Below are 15,680 nucleotides of genomic sequence, written 5' to 3'. Positions count from 1 at the left end.
CCCTCCTGTTCCAGGGCGGAAAACCTTGAATACAGCCGTAAAACCGTGACAACGCTGAAAAAAGCAAGTCCGCAAACTTGCCATTCCATCTTTCTATTAGCTTGATAAAACTTGTATATCACTCGACGCCGCGAAACGCTCCGTTCTCGTTATCCCGCGCGTTTCGATTGCCGAATTCGCCCGCCAATCGCCGTCGATCCGGCTTTCCCAGAGAAGTATACGGAAGCCGCTCGACGAAGACGATCTCGCCGGGCATCTGGAATCTCGCCAATCGTCGGCGCAGCCAATCCCGTAGCTCTTCCTCGGTCGGAGCGGCTTGCTTCCTGCCCGCAGACTCCGTCTGACGGACCGGGGCGAGCTCTATGTAAGCGGCGAGCCTCTCCCCGAACCGTTCGTCAGGCACGCCGATAACGACTGCATCCGCTACATCGGGATGCGTAAGCAGAACCTGCTCCACCTCCAGAGGATAGACATTCTCGCCCGCCGAGACGATCATGCTGTCCGTTCTCCCCCGAAGATAGTGCAAGCCCCGCTCATCCCTCAAGCCATAATCCCCCGTCTCGATCCAGCGGGGAGCGCCGTTTTTCGCCGACCAATCGTTGCGGATGCAGAAGCGACCGACCTGGCCGGTCCGAGCCTCCATGCCCCGCTCGTCCACGATGCGCAAACGGGAGCCGCGGACAAGTCTGCCGACCGTGTGGGAAGACTGTGCGAGATCCTGCGGCGACGCAATCAGATTAAGCCCCGCCTCCGATGTGCCGTAAAGATTAAACAGCACGTCGCCCAGTCGCTCTCTCGTCTCTTCGACAAGCTTGGGGTTCAGCTCGGCTCCGCCAGAGGCCACGCAGGCAAGCGAGCGCAGGTCGCCGTCCGCGTCAGCCTCAAGCATTTTGCGCAGCATGAGAGGTACGACCGTCGCCACTTCCGCGCCGTACTCTCGAACGAGCTTGCATGCGCGCTCCGCGTCGAAGCCGCGCCGCACGACCGCCTTCTTGCCTAGGGCGCAGAGCAGCAGCAGCACACCGATCCCATAGCCGTGGTAGATCGGCGTGGCAATGTAGGCGGTCTCTCGCTCCGCGATCCGTAAGCGGCTTAGAAATTCGTAGAACGGATTCAAATAATCCAACAGAGACGGTTTGTGCGCAGCCTCCTTCGGCGCTCCCGTCGTCCCGCCTGTCAGAAGCACTAGCTTCCCAGCCGAGCTTCGGCCCTCTCTCCGATCATGCCGACTATCAGCGGGAGCAACGTTGGACATCAAAGACTTCACCGACACTGCCGCGTCGTGAGCGATTGGAATCGCGGCCCCCGAGTAAGATGCGCTTCGCAGAAGGAAGTCGTACTTCTCGTCATAGACGAGAAGATCGAAGGTATGACTCAGTGCGAGCGCCTGCCAGCGGCTCTCTCCCATTTCCGCATTCAGCAAATAGAGATCGGCGCCCGTAGAAGAGATCGCAAAGATCGTCTTAACCAGTTCGGCGTGATTTTGGCACAGCAGCCCGACTTTGCGTCCTTCCGTCAAGCTATACCTATCCCTAAAAATGTCAGACAGCAAGACGGCTTGATCATACAGCTCGCGGTAGGTCAACGCTTCATCCTCATCCGCATCTACAAGCGCAGTCTTGTCTCCATAGCGCGAAGCGGCAAAGCCCAGCAAAGCCATCAGGTTAATCCCATGGCGGAAAATAGAACGGTACAGCCGAAAGAGCGGGCGAGGCGCGAGCAGGCCGATCCGGTAGAGGACAAAAAACAGCCGATACAGCTTCATCGCGCTCGCTCCTTTCTGCTTATTTTTCGAGCTGCTGACCGCTCCCACACCCCGCGGAAAAGCACGGAAGCCAGCTCCCCGGCAGCAAGCCACCATGGCTTATAGACTCTGCAACGGGAATAGAAGGTCCGGGCGACGATCTTCGCCGCAATCTCGACGGACATCGCAGGCGCGTTCTTGTATGCGGCCGTTGGCGCAATCATAGGCGTCCGCACTAACGGAAAATAGACGGAAGAAACGGAGACGCCCAGCGCGTTTAGCTCCGGAGCGGCGGATCGCAGCCATACGTCGAAGGCCGATTTCGATGCTTGGTAGGCCGCCCAGTTCGGAACGGGAAGCAGCAGCGCGCTAACTGTCGAGACGTTCGCGATATGTCCGCCGTTTTTTTCGAGCAAGGGGATAACGCCCAGCAGTAAACGAACCGGAGCGAAATAATTGATCGCCATCGTACGGGTAAAATCATGATACCGATCCAACGATTCTCGCACCGAACGCCGGATGGAATGACCGGCATTGCTGACGACGGCGTCCAGTCCGCCCGGAAGCTGGCTCACATACGCAAGCAAAGCATCCGTCTGCTCCGGTTCGCGAAGATCGGCCGCAAATATGTCGATTGCCGCTCTGAAGCCGGTCCGCGACTCGATATCGGCTTTGATCGCAGCCAGCTTGTCCCCGCGCCTGGCCGTAAGGATCAGCCGCGCATCGAACCCCGCCAGCAAGTAGGCAAGCCTCTCTCCTATACCGGAGCTTGCCCCCGTGATCAGTACGGTTTTCCCTGACAATCGGCGTTCCAGCTTCCGCGCATTCAGACGAACGGACGGAAACAGCAGACGCTCCAGCAGCGTGTACGATGGCACAAGACATTCTCCTTCTTGTCCGATAATGAGAAACGGCCTCTTTATATTTATATTTAAATTTTACCACGAACAGGCTGCGGATCAATCTCCACCAACGATAGGTCTTAAGACCCTATTGTTAAACGTTAGATCTGCTAATTTTCGGTGATTTACTCGAAAAAAAGCGAAACTGTTCAGAAAATGTTGAGACCTTAGCGCTAAAATGGATGTCGCAGAGTACTGAGCTAACGGAGTGGATCCCATGTCTAAAAATATTCTTGAACAAATGCGCAAGCATGGCCATGACGACGATCAAAGATACCGCCTGCTGCTGGACTATCTTCGGCTCGTCAAGCTGGAGAAGAAGGAACGAGGTCTTCTTCGGAGACTTAGGAGGAAATGGGACGCCCACCAGGCCGTCGATTCGTCAACGGATCGAAGCGAGTGAATCGAGGGCGAGCGCCTGATGCATAATCCCGCACATCATATTGATAGAATTACTCCTTAACCCGAAGCGCAATCTTGTCTTATGATCAAGATGCAGTCTCCAACAAAGCTTCCGGGAAGGAGGATCACCTCATGAAATGACATCGCTTACAATAGATAATTATGAAAATTTTGAGAAGAAGGAGCGGATAGAGAAGCCTGCTTAGATGACCTGCATCTGAAACACCCCATTTTGAAAGGAGAATGAAGATGACGAGAAAGCAAGGACGAGTCGTTGCTTGGGTGTGCATGGTGACGCTCATTTTGGGGACATTCCTGTCCCCCGTCGGAGCTCCCTCTTATGTCCATGCTGCCGGCGGCCCGAATTTAGCGGCGGGAAAACCGGCTTCGGAGTCCGGACATGCCGATGTTTATGTCGCATCCAACGTTACGGACGGCAATCCGGGCACTTACTGGGAGAGCGTGAATAACGCATTCCCGCAATGGGTCCAAGTCGATCTCGGCAGCGCCGTATCGATCGATCAGGTCGTGTTGAAGCTGCCATCCGGCTGGGAGAGCCGCGAGCAGACGCTGGCCGTCCAGGGCAGCACGAACGGAACGGGCTTCTCGGATCTCAAGCCGTCGGCCAGCTATACTTTTAATCCCGGCACGGGGAATTCGGTCGCGATTGACTTCGCTTCCGCCAGCGCGCGATACGTCCGCGTTCTCTTCTCCGCTAACACGAGCTGGCCGGCCGGCCAGCTGTCCGAGCTTGAGGTCTACGGAGCAACCCCGTCCGGACCTTCGGTCATTCCGGGCAAAATTGAAGCCGAAAATTACAGCGCGATGAACGGAATCCAGACCGAGACGACGTCGGATGCCGGCGGCGGACTCAACGTCGGATGGATTCACGTCGGCGACTGGCTCGACTACAGTGTAGACGTGCAAGCCGCTGGCGCGTATACGGTAGAATATCGGGTCGCGAGCAACGGCTCTTCGGGTCAGCTGCAGCTTCAATCGGGAAGCGCAACGCTGGCTACGACGGCCGTGCCGAACACCGGCGGCTGGCAAAATTGGCAGACGGTTACCGCAAGCGTAACGCTGGCGGCCGGCCCGCAAACGCTTCGCGTCTTCGCAAGCGGCTACGATTTCAATATTAACTGGATCAATTTTACGCCGGGCAGCTCGACAGATCCCCAACCTCCGACTGCGCCGACCAATCTGGCTTACACGCAACCATCCTCGGGCATAATCCAGCTGACCTGGAACGCTTCGACGGACAATGTCGCAGTAACCGGCTACGACGTCTATGCCAATGGGCAGTTGCGCGGCAGCGTGAACGGCACAACGCTCTCCTATACGGACAATCAGCCTGTGAGTGCAACCGTCGCCTATTACGTCGTCGCCAAGGATGCAGCCAGCAATGTATCTGCGCCGAGCAATACCGTTACCCGACAAGGCTCAGGCGGCGGCAACGATACGAACCTGGCCGTCGGAAAACCAATTACGGCTTCCTCTTCTACTCCTATTTTTACGGCGGAAAATGCCAACGATAACGATACGAGCACTTATTGGGAGGCCGGCGGCCATCCCGGCACGCTTACCGTGGATCTTGGGGCCAACGCGAATATTACGTCCGTCGTCATCAAGCTCAATCCTGCCGGCGCATGGGCGACGAGAACGCAGACGATTCAAGTACTGGGGCACGATCAGAACTCTTCGACCTTCGCGAATCTGGTATCCGCCACCACGTATACGTTTAATCCGGCTTCGCAGAACACGGTTACGATTCCCGTGAACGCCACGGCGAGCCGCGTGCAGCTCCGGTTTACCGCCAACTCCGGCGCTCCCGGCGGACAAGCGGCGGAATTCCAGATTATCGGCACGATGGCTCCGAATCCGGATTTGACGATCACCGGACTGTCGTGGTCTCCGACTACCCCTATCGAGACCAATGCCGTTACGCTTAACGCCGTCGTTCGGAACGCCGGCTCGGTCGCAGCTCCGGCTTCGAGCGTTAACTTCTACCTCGATAACAGTCTTGTCGGAACGGCTTCCGTAGGCCCGCTTGCAGCGGGAGCGTCGACGAACGTCTCCGCCAACATCGGTCCGAAGACGGCCGGCTCTTACTCCGTCTCCGCCAAAGTCGACGAGAGCGATACGGTCGTCGAGACGGACAATTCGAACAACAGCTTCACCTCGTCATCGCCGCTGGTCGTCGGCCAGGTGCAAAGCTCCGATCTGATCGCGACCGCATCATGGACGCCTAGCAATCCGAGCGCGGGAAATACCGTAGCGTTTACGGTGAATCTCAAAAACCAAGGCAATATCGCTTCGGCAAGCGGCTCTCACGCCATCTCTCTTGTGCTGAAAAACGCGGCAGGGGCTACCGTACAGACATTCAACGGCTCTTACAACGGAGCTTTGGCTGCAGGAGCGTCGGCCAGCGTCACTCTTGGCACGTGGACGGCAGTCAACGGCAGCTATACGGTGACAACAACGGTCGCGGCGGATGCGAACGAAGCCGCCGTCAAGCAAACGAACAATACGAGTACGGCCAGCCTTTATTCCGGCCGAGGCGCCAATATGCCGTTCACCATTTTGGAAGCGGAGGCTCCATCCAATAGCACCAACGGCACGCGGCTCGCTCCGAATTTCACGCCAGGCGATTTCGCGGGCGAAGCCTCCGGTCGTTCAGCCGTCCACCTGGACGCCAACGGCGAATATGTGGAATTTACGCTGACTGCCCCGGCGAACGCGCTCGTTCTTCGCAATGCCGTAGCAGAAAATACGACAGGCACAATCAGCTTGTACGTCAACGGAGCGGATAAGGGCAACTTTACCGTTACCTCCAAGTACTCGTACGTCTATGCGACTCCGACGACTCTCGGAGAGCTCGGCTATAACAACTCCGGCTCCAAAGCTTATTGGCTCTACGAGGATGCGCAGCTGATGCTCGACCAGGTCTATCCGGTCGGAACGAAAATTCGGATCCAGAAGGATGCCGGGGATGTCCCTTGGATCTATGTAGACATGCTCGAGACGGAGAATGTCGCTCCGCCCGCTTCGAACCCCGACCCGGCCAAATATGTAGAAGTGTCGGCCAGCAAATCGATAGAGCAGGCTCTAAACGAATTCCGCCAGGACTCGTCGAAGAAGGGAATTTTCATTCCTGCCGGCGAATGGACGATCTCGTCCAAAATCTTCTTGTACGGGCGGGCTACCGAGATTATCGGGGCAGGCCCGTGGCATACAAAGCTGATGGCTCCGCAAAATCAGACGAACACCGACGTCGGCTTCAATATTTCGTCCGCCGCCAACGGCTCGACGATCAAGAACCTGTCCGCTTGGGGCAACTACATCTACAGGCAGGACGGTCCCGGCAAGTTCATCGACGGCAACGGCATGCAGAACGTGACGATCGAGAACATCTGGGCCGAGCACTTTATTTGCCTGTATTGGGGAGTTAACTCCTCGTACAACACGTTCAAGAACAACCGGATTAAAAACTTGTTCGCCGACGGCATCAATATGACCAACGGCTCCTCCCACAACATTATCGACAACAATTACGCTCGCGGCACGGGCGACGATTCCTTCGCTCTGTTCAGCGCAATCGATGCGGGAGGCTCTTACAATGTAGGCAACAAGTATACGAATCTTACCGCCACCAACGTCAGACGCGCAGCCGCTTTCGCCGTCTACGGCGGTCAGGACAATCTGTTCCAGAACCTGTACGGCGCAGATACGCTGACCTATCCGGGTTTGACGGTGAGCAGCCTGAGCTTCGGGTATAACACGCTCGGCTTCGGCGCTCTGGATACCGTCATCGACGGAGTGACGCTGGATCGCACGGGCGGAGATTTCTGGACGAGCGTCGGCGCCGACGACAAGATCAACGATTATCAGAACTTCGGTGCGATCTGGTTCTTCGGAGGCGACCGGGACTTCAAAAACATCGTCGTCAAAAACGTCGACATCAACAATCCGGTCTACTTCGGCCTGATGTTCCAGTCCAAATCTCCGGAAAACCTGCCCATGCAGAACGTTCGTCTGGAAAACATTACGATCAACAATCCGTCGCGCTACGGCATCAAGCTGGTCGCCAAGGCGGAGAACGGGCAAGGACCGGCCGTCGGCGCGGCGAGCTTCACCAACGTTAAGGTGAACAATCCCGGCGTTTCGGCGATCTACGGCGAAAATAAGAGCCCGGGCTTCACTGTCGTTCGCGTATCGGGCAACAACTGGTAATCCCTAAATATCAGTTGCTTAGGAAAGGGTCTGTGCCGTCCGTAAAACGGCGCAGGCTTTTTTTCTGCATTCCGAAAGAGAGCGCCGCCTCTGTGACGCCCGTCACGAAGTTGCGGATAAACGAATGGTACTGTATTTTTTGAGACCTACTATCGATAAAACATCAGGAGTGATGTTATGAGCGAAATCATTAACAACCGTGAAGCGGCGCAGGGCTTGTCGGAGAGCGAGACAAAACGATTGTCTACGCCGATCGAAGGGAAGAGCAAGCCAACGCAGCATGCGCAAGAAGCACCGGGGCACCCCGTTCATACGTTTATTCTGGAAAACAGAGAAATCGAAAAGCTGATCCAAACGAGGCTGCTGCCGCATCTGCAGCAGTTTCAGGAAGACGATGGCGCGGATAATCGCTATAAGCTGATCGAAGACCATAATTTGCTGCTGGATGTAGACAAGCATTACGCGCGCAAGGAGCAGCTGTTATTCCCGTATCTGGAGAAATGCGGAATTACGGGGCCCTCCGTCAATATGTGGCGATTGGACGATTTCATTCGCGACGCCATTAAAGCGGCGAAACGAAATTTGACGCGCTACGACGGAGATAAAAAAGCAATGCTGCGAGAGTTGAACGAGATCGTTGAGCAATTGCGTAGTATGATCTATCGCGAAGAACAAATTCTTCTGCCGATGGCTATGGAGCACTTAACCGAGGACGAATGGCTCAGAATCGCCCGGGAAAGCGACGTGATCGGCTTCTGCTTAATCGACCATGTTGAAGCGTGGACTCCCCCTAGAGACCGGATGGACGAAAAGTCTTTTGCCGACGGCTTTATCAACCTGGGGACAGGCGTGCTGTCCGTACAGCAGCTTGAGCTGCTGTTGAACCATCTGCCCGTCGATCTTACGTTTATCGACCACAACGACATCGTGCGCTATTTCTCTCACGGCAAAGAAAGAATTTTTACGCGCACTAAAGCCGTCATCGGCCGCACGGTACAAAACTGCCACCCGCCCAAAAGCGCGCATGTGGTGGAAGCCCTGCTGGACGATTTCAAATCCGGCAAGAAGGACTCGGAGGATTTCTGGATCAAGTTCCGCGATAAGTATGTATATGTACGCTACTTTGCCGTCCGCGATGACAACAACGTCTATATGGGCACGCTCGAATTTACGCAAAATATCGATCCTATCCAGGCTATTCAGGGGGAGAAACGTATTTTGTCTTAACGGAAAAAACGACGACCAGGCCGTGCAAGTCGGGACAATCCTGCGCGGCCTAGTCTCCAAAGCACGCGGCGCTGGTTAAAGCGGCGGCGTCACTCCCATTCGTGCCCAAATTTCCTTCGAGGGGCCGTACACCGCCGGGACAGGCAGCCCCGCTTGACGCATCAGAACGGTGAGCTGTCCGCGGTGATGAACGATATGCTTGATCAATCCCATCAAAATCATGGCGTTCGACTCCGTTCTTCCGAACGCATTCTGAGTCAGCTTCAGCGAATCGTCCGTCCACCGCTTTCTGATAGCGTCGGCCGCAGCCGCGACATTTGTCCGGAAGGTCCCGGCAATTTCCCGCGCGGACGGCACCTCGTTCGAATCGCCCGCCCCCTCGACCGGGACGCCGAATTCCGTTAAATACTCCGGAATATTCGCCGTTAAATGCCAAGCGATCCGTCCCAATGTACGGCCTTCCGGGTACACCCGCTGTCCGAGCGCCTCGTCCGTCAACCCGTCCAGAACGCCTTGAGTCAATCCGGCTTCCTTGTTCCATTCCGCAATAAAATCCTCTACTGTAATATACATTTTGCCATCCTCCCTCTATTAGGCTTGGTTGCCTTAGACCATCATAGCCGGCGATAGTGACAGATTCTGTCATAGTTGCGGTTAAAAATTACTCATTCTTATCAGAATGCCCAAAAGACGGTTTGCGATAAATCCAGCTATACCAAGACTTGCACGATTTGAGGCCCCTCTCCCTCTCTCATCATCCTCAATCTTCCAGACGGACAGCCTGCGATTTTATCGTATGATGATGCGAGTGAAGGGAGAGAGTATTGTGTCAAAAAAACGTTGGTCCATCTCTTTGTCGCTCTTATTCGTTATGGCATGGCCGGCTCTCGGCTCGGCGCAGTCGCTCGACAGCACGACGATCTACGTCAACGATCAACCGGTCTCGACGACCGCGATTGTACAGAACGGCTATCAACTTGTGCCGGCCTCCTGGTTTCGCGGCTTAAATATCTCTGTCGGCTGGGACGATCGTTATCGTTCGGCCGTACTGCAAACACCGAATATCCAGGTTGGATTTCCCGCAGGGGAGCGTTATACCGATTATTCGCGCGCGACTGAATCGATATGGCATCGGGACAATCTGGATACGCGGACGACGCTGATCAACGGAACCGCATATGTGCCGCTAGCCTATACGGCGACAAAGCTTGGTCTAGGCGTCCGTTATGATTCGCAGAAACAGGCCGCGGTCATTTCGACTGCAGACGGCGTCCCCCTCATGAAAGCCCAGCAAAGCCAAGCGGCGGATGAAGAGCTTCTCTGGCTGCAGCGGATTACGGAAGCGGAGGCGTCGGGGGAAAGCTACGCCGGCAAAGTCGCAGTTGCGGCTTCGATCTTGAACCGCGTGGGTCAACCGGATTGGCCGTCAACGATTATCGATACGATTTTCCAGGTTGAGCACTACAACGGAAAAGCCTATTATCAGTATTCTCCGGTGCTGGACAAACGGATATATTCGGTAACGCCAAGCCAAGAGACGATTAAGGCCGTGCAGGACGCGCTGAACGGCACCGATCCGAGCAAAGGGGCTATCGTCTTCTACAATCCGAAGAAAACGGACAACGCTTGGGTGAGAAGCCGCACAGTGACGGCCCGAATCGGCAATCACGTGTTTGCGAAATAACAAGTTGCCTAAAGGATAATCTTCTATAGAAATGCCGAAGCCGAACAGAATCAGGAGGAAACGCCTGATTTTGCTCGGCTTTTTGACTTCATTAAAATTCTATCTGACGGCTACACGGTTTGACAGATCGCTATGAGTGTAATACTAACTGAAAAATACATCCGATGAGGTGAGCGCAAATGACAAATCCAACCTCCGACAACCGGGAAGCGATCGACAAAGTACGCGAATTGATTAAAGACATTCCTACGGCGATGCTGACGACGGTATCGGACGAAGGGCTGGTGTCGCGTCCAATGAAAACCCAGGAGATGGATTCCGACGGCAGCCTATGGTTCCTGACTCAGAAAGACAGCGGCAAATTCCACGAACTGATTCGAAATCAACAAGTCAACGTGGCTTATGCGGATAAGTCCTTCGTTTCTATTCGCGGCACAGCCGAGCTGGTGGAAGATGTGGAGAAGCTGAAGCAATTCTGGAATCCGATGTACGAGGAGTTGCTGGAGACGACGTATGACGATCCTAATCTCGTGCTCATCAAGGTACATCCCGAGACGGCCGAGTATTGGGATTCCGGCAACAAGTTCAAGATGGCGAAGTTTATGCTGCGCAGACTATTGGGGAAAAATACGGAAGGCACAGAGATTAACCGCATCGTGGAAATGAGCTAGAGCGTAATCGGCCTTAACGCCCAACAGGTTCATCCCCTATCGGATGAACCTGCCAAAGTAGGTGGTTTCGTTACTTCTTGAGCATATGGAACACTTGCTCCACGTCCTTGTCCCCGCGCCCGGACAGGTTGATGATCAGCACCTGATCCCGGTTCATCTCCGGCGCCAGCTTCTTGGCATAGGCAAGCGCATGCGAGCTCTCCAGCGCAGGAATAATGCCCTCTACGCGAGATAACTCCTGAAATGCTGCAAGTACTTCCTCGTTGGTTACCGTAGCGTACTCGGCCCGGCCAGTCACCTTCAGATGGCTGTGCTCCGGCCCGATGCCCGGATAGTCGAGCCCTGCGGCGATCGAATAGGTTTTCTTGGGCTCTCCCTGCTCGTCCAACAGCACCAGACACTTAAAGCCGTGAATAACGCCAGGTACGCCCTCCGTCAAGGTTGGCGCCTGATCCGGTTCGACGCCGATCAGACGAACGCTCGGCTCGTCGAGATAGTGGGCGAACGCGCCGATCGCGTTGCTGCCCCCGCCTGCGCAAGCGATGACTGCATCCGGGAGACGACCTTCCTTCTCAACAATCTGGCGCTTGGACTCCTCGCTGATTACCGACTGGAAGTGCTTGACCATCGTCGGGAAAGGATGAGGGCCAACGGCGGAGCCGAGCAAGTAGAACGTATTCTGATAATTGCGAACAAGATCGCCCAGCGCTTCGTCCACGGCATCCTTCAGACGTCCTTGGCCTTTGTCTACCGGCACGACGGTCGCGCCTAACAACTCCATGCGGAACACGTTCAGCGCTTGGCGGCGCGTATCCTCCGCCCCCATGTAGATAACGCATTCCATATTAAACATCGCGCAAGCCGTCGCCGTAGCGACGCCGTGCTGGCCGGCGCCCGTCTCGGCGATGATCCGCTTGGCGCCCATCCGCTTGGCAAGCAGAATCTGGCCGATGGCGTTATTGATCTTGTGCGCTCCGGTATGATTCAGATCTTCGCGCTTAAGATAAATCTTGGCGCCGCCCCAAGCGTCGGTTAGCCGTTCGGCATACGTCAGCGGGCTCTCGCGGCCGACGTATTCGCGAAGATAGTAGCTAAGCTCCTGCTGGAAGTCCGGGTCGTCTTTGAACTTATAAAACTGTTCGCTCAAATAGTTCAGCACTTCCTGCAATTCCGGGGGGACGAAGCTCCCCCCAAACTCTCCGAAGTACCCTTCTTGCTCCATTTGCTGGCCCATTCGTAAGTGCCTCCAGTCATATAAATGGTACTTTCCACACTATCATACCAGAAATCTCCTCGACTGAATCGCAGGAATTATGAACGCGCTATTTGGAGCCGATCATTTGATTGACAGCGCTGAACAGAGCTTTTACAGACGAGTTCATAATATCTACGTCGATGCCGCAGCCCCAATGAACGACGCCGTCGACAGCCTTGATCCCGATATAGGAGACGGCTTGGGATTTAGAGCCCGTCTCAAGCGCATGTTCCGTATAGACCAGATCGCTGTACGCGATTCCAAGATGAGCTTGCAGCGCGTTGCTAATCGAATCGAGTCTTCCGTCTCCCGAGCCGGTAATTTCCGTAACGTCTTCTCCCGAACGGAGAGTAACCGTTGTTTGGAAGTTGTCCTCGTCGTCCTTGACGCGGTACTTCACCAGCCCTACGGGAGCGTTGATATTGACGTATTCCTTGCGGAAAATGTCGTAGATTTCGTCCGGCATCAGCTCTTTCTGCTGATGGTCGGAGACGTTTTTGACGCAGTAACCGAAGTGCTCGCGCATTTTCGGAGGAAGATCGAGACCGTATTTCTGCTGCAAAATATAACCGATTCCGCCCTTGCCCGATTGGCTGTTAATGCGGATAATGTCACCCTCGTACTGTCTGCCGATATCCTTCGGATCGATCAACAGATAAGGAACCGACCAGTGCGCGGAGCTGTTGTCCTCGCGGTACTTCATTCCTTTGGCGATCGCATCCTGATGCGAACCGGAGAATGCGGTAAACACAAGCTCGCCGCCGTACGGATGCCTTTCGTCCACGTTCATCTTGGTCAACCGCTCGTACACGCCGATGATCTCAGGAATATTTTCAAAAGACAGCTTAGGGTCCACGCCGTGCGAGAACATGTTCAAGGCCAGCGTAACGATGTCCACGTTGCCCGTCCGCTCGCCGTTGCCGAACAGCGTGCCTTCAACCCGTTGAGCTCCGGCCAGCATACCCAGCTCCGCGTCCGCTACGCCCGTTCCTCTGTCGTTGTGCGGGTGAATCGATACAATGACATTGTCCCGGTATTTCAAATGCTCGCTCATATATTCGATTTGGCTGGCGTAAACGTGAGGCATCGACATGGATACCGTTGCCGGCAGGTTGATGATGACCGGATTGTCCGCGGTCGGCTGCCAAACGTCAAGCACACTGTTACATATCTCCAGAGAAAACTCGATTTCCGTGCCCGTAAAGCTTTCCGGCGAATATTGGAATTGGAAGTTCCCTTCCGTCTCCTCCGCGCATTCCTTCAGCAGCTTGGCGCCGGTTACGGCAATATCGATAATTTCTTCTTTGGACTTGCGGAATACTTGCTCCCGCTGCGCCACGGAGGTCGAGTTGTACAGATGGACGACAGCTTTTTTCGTACCTCTCAACGATTCGAACGTTTTGCGGATAATGTGCTCCCGCGACTGGGTGAGCACCTGGATCGTAACATCGTCGGGAATCAGGTCGCGCTCGATCAAGGTGCGCAGGAATGCGAATTCCGTCTCCGACGCTGCGGGAAATCCGACCTCGATCTCCTTGAAGCCGATTTTCACGAGCATTTGGAAGTACTCCAGCTTCTCCTCCAGATTCATCGGCACGATCAACGCCTGGTTTCCGTCCCGAAGATCGACGCTGCACCATGTCGGCGCCTCAGTAATATATTCCTTCTGGGTCCACTTCAAGCTGGTTTGCGGGGGCATGAAATACCCTCTGGCGTACTTGTTTACATTTTCCATAAATACCTTCCCCTCATCCGTTTCTTGGCCTTAATCGTGGAGATGGACGAAATACAAAAAAAGCCCTTCATCTCCGTTAACAGAGACGAAAGACTGTGATGTCTTACGCGGTACCACTCTGAATTCATGCCGACAACGGCATGCACTCTGCAGGCATGAGGCTGTAGCATCAACCTCTTACCCTCCTGATGATAACGGTCAGGCTGCCGGCTCCACCTACTTGGGAATTTCAGCGAGCTACTCCAAGGCGAGTTCAGATTCCCTTACGGCTGTTTCGCACCAACCAACAGCTCTCTGGTCGTTCGGAAAACCCTACTAGTCCTCTTCAACGTATTGAAATATTAAGAAAAATGTTATATTACCCGCGCCAAGATGTCAAGCGAATTCGCTCGAGCGGGCAAAGACCGGGCTATCACGTTAAGTTGGTCGTGTATAAGCAGATTATGCCTCTTAGTCCGCTAATTAGGCTCGTCTTATCCGTCGCCCTTGTGCTGCAGTATCCCACTTATCTGCCGCCGAAGCTGTTATTGTCTCAAATACGGACAATACCAATAATAAAGCCATAAAAATGCACGTAATACGTTTGAAATGCGTCGAACGCCGCATGTATGCCCCCCTGGAGTTGAGTTGAATAATTATATCACCCGACACCGAACTCCAAATTTCCCCAGATAAATAAGGGGTATCGCCAGAACATCGTATTCCTTGCAGAAGAAATATTTAGTATTCTGTAAAATAGCTATAACGCATCTTAGTCGCTAACGGAAACGGGGACGCTGGATCTATGCTGGATTGGGAGAGAAAACAGAAAATACGCGAAGAAGAAGAGTACCGAAGAGAGGTGCGAAGAGAACTTCGGGAAGCCGAGAAACGGAAAAAAGAGCTTACCGGGAAGGAAATTATAGTCTCGATTCTAGTCATCGGGGCACTGATCCTGGCCTACAAGGGTTACATGTTTTTTCAAGGGAAATATGACACTCAAGAATACTTGGATCAAGCCGATGCGGCTTGCGAGAGCTTCATGGTCGAAAAAGCGTATCTCCGGCAGCCGCTCGGCTCGAACGCAAGCTACAGCGCAACTGGGCTTGAAACGAAGTATCTGGGGGACAAATCGTATAATGTTGAAGGGGTATATTCATTAAGCATCCCCATCTACAACGAACGGGCAGAATCCTTCGTTGTGGGCAAATTCTCCTGCTACGTTGATGTGGACGGAGGGGAGTGGACCAAGGATCGCGTGCTATCGCTAATTGACGATTCCAGCTACGAAAGGTTCTATCAGGAAATCAACGAGCTGAACGACAAAATCGCGGAAAATAAAGAAGTGATTAAAAGAGCGACAAGACTCGGAAGCAACAGCGATTTCCCAAAAAAACAAATCAAGAATGATCAAAATAAAATAGAACGAATGCAACAGATCATCGGGATTCTAGACGGGCTAAAGAAAATAACTTAGCCTTTCGCGAAATCCCGGCTGCGCCGCCTCAAGTCTTTGCGTCTGAGGCGGACCGCCGGGATTTTGTTGCGCCAATGTTGTCAGGTCAAGCGGAATACGCGACCTCAGCCGTTGGGCATTAACGCACATAGGCACTTTCTTAGCCTTCACCGCGCAGCTTGGGCAGCGTCAAGGCACTTTCTTAGCCTTCACCCCACAGCTTGGGCAGCACGGAGGTACTTTCTTGCACTAGTCATGCATCAAACCTAACATGAAAAAAACGATCCCCATAATTACCTGTATAAGGAATATTATGATTGTTTTCTCGTAGCCAAACGCATTAAAGCTCCTTTATTGTAGAAATGACGCGTTATCCATCATTTCTCCAAAAAAGG

At 54.1% G+C, this 15,680-nt stretch carries 11 protein-coding genes and 1 other annotated feature; of the genes, 6 read left to right on the top strand and 5 right to left on the bottom strand.

The genetic code is table 11. The features are described from left to right. Positions 1-118: 118 nt before the first annotated feature. A complete protein-coding gene (locus tag DFP98_RS27405) occupies positions 119-1,765 on the bottom strand; it encodes an AMP-binding protein (RefSeq protein ID WP_220377178.1) in 1,647 nt (548 codons plus the stop codon). Next, positions 1,762-2,622, bottom strand: a complete 861-nt coding sequence (locus DFP98_RS27400; protein WP_116063827.1) for an SDR family NAD(P)-dependent oxidoreductase — start codon at positions 2,620-2,622, stop codon at positions 1,762-1,764. Before DFP98_RS27400 ends, DFP98_RS27405 begins: the two co-directional genes overlap by 4 nt. 241 nt (positions 2,623-2,863) lie before the next feature. Between DFP98_RS27400 and DFP98_RS27395 the strand changes: the two genes are divergently transcribed. The 3 genes from DFP98_RS27395 (at position 2,864) to DFP98_RS27385 (ending at position 8,505) form a co-directional block, all read left to right on the top strand. Then, the gene (locus DFP98_RS27395; protein ID WP_116063826.1) at positions 2,864-3,049 is read left to right on the top strand and encodes a hypothetical protein; all 186 of its coding nucleotides are present in this window, start codon (positions 2,864-2,866) and stop codon (positions 3,047-3,049) included. A gap of 248 nt (positions 3,050-3,297) precedes the next feature. Then, complete coding sequence (locus DFP98_RS27390) at positions 3,298-7,278, top strand: carbohydrate-binding protein (protein ID WP_246016789.1); 3,981 nt, start codon at positions 3,298-3,300, stop codon at positions 7,276-7,278. A gap of 177 nt (positions 7,279-7,455) precedes the next feature. Next, complete coding sequence (locus DFP98_RS27385) at positions 7,456-8,505, top strand: DUF438 domain-containing protein (protein ID WP_116063824.1); 1,050 nt, start codon at positions 7,456-7,458, stop codon at positions 8,503-8,505. 75 nt (positions 8,506-8,580) lie between these two features. Here DFP98_RS27385 and DFP98_RS27380 read toward each other — a convergent pair whose 3' ends face one another. Next, the gene (locus DFP98_RS27380) at positions 8,581-9,078 is read right to left on the bottom strand and encodes a DinB family protein (protein WP_116063823.1); all 498 of its coding nucleotides are present in this window, start codon (positions 9,076-9,078) and stop codon (positions 8,581-8,583) included. 253 nt (positions 9,079-9,331) lie between these two features. Between DFP98_RS27380 and DFP98_RS27375 the strand changes: the two genes are divergently transcribed. Continuing rightward, positions 9,332-10,189, top strand: a complete 858-nt coding sequence (locus DFP98_RS27375; RefSeq protein WP_181917976.1) for a cell wall hydrolase — start codon at positions 9,332-9,334, stop codon at positions 10,187-10,189. A gap of 179 nt (positions 10,190-10,368) precedes the next feature. Further along, the gene (locus tag DFP98_RS27370) at positions 10,369-10,860 is read left to right on the top strand and encodes a pyridoxamine 5'-phosphate oxidase family protein (RefSeq protein WP_116063821.1); all 492 of its coding nucleotides are present in this window, start codon (positions 10,369-10,371) and stop codon (positions 10,858-10,860) included. 70 nt (positions 10,861-10,930) lie between these two features. Here DFP98_RS27370 and trpB read toward each other — a convergent pair whose 3' ends face one another. Then, positions 10,931-12,094 carry a tryptophan synthase subunit beta gene (trpB, locus tag DFP98_RS27365; protein WP_116063820.1) on the bottom strand — a complete coding sequence of 388 codons (1,164 nt, stop codon included), beginning with the start codon at positions 12,092-12,094 and terminating at the stop codon, positions 10,931-10,933. An 88-nt stretch (positions 12,095-12,182) separates the two neighbouring features. Continuing rightward, a complete protein-coding gene (gene leuA / locus DFP98_RS27360) occupies positions 12,183-13,850 on the bottom strand; it encodes a 2-isopropylmalate synthase (protein ID WP_116063819.1) in 1,668 nt (555 codons plus the stop codon). 78 nt (positions 13,851-13,928) lie between these two features. After that, positions 13,929-14,188, bottom strand: a binding site (T-box leader). Positions 14,189-14,634: 446 nt separating this feature from the next. On the opposite strand from leuA, the gene DFP98_RS27350 reads away from it, so the two are divergent. Then, positions 14,635-15,306, top strand: a complete 672-nt coding sequence (locus DFP98_RS27350; protein ID WP_116063817.1) for a hypothetical protein — start codon at positions 14,635-14,637, stop codon at positions 15,304-15,306. The last annotated feature ends 374 nt before the right edge of the window (positions 15,307-15,680 follow it).

Source organism: Cohnella phaseoli (assembly GCF_003386235.1).
Lineage (GTDB): Bacteria > Bacillota > Bacilli > Paenibacillales > Paenibacillaceae > Cohnella > Cohnella phaseoli.
The sequence above is the reverse complement of the archived record's forward strand: the minus strand, read 5'-3'. Positions and strand labels throughout refer to the sequence as shown.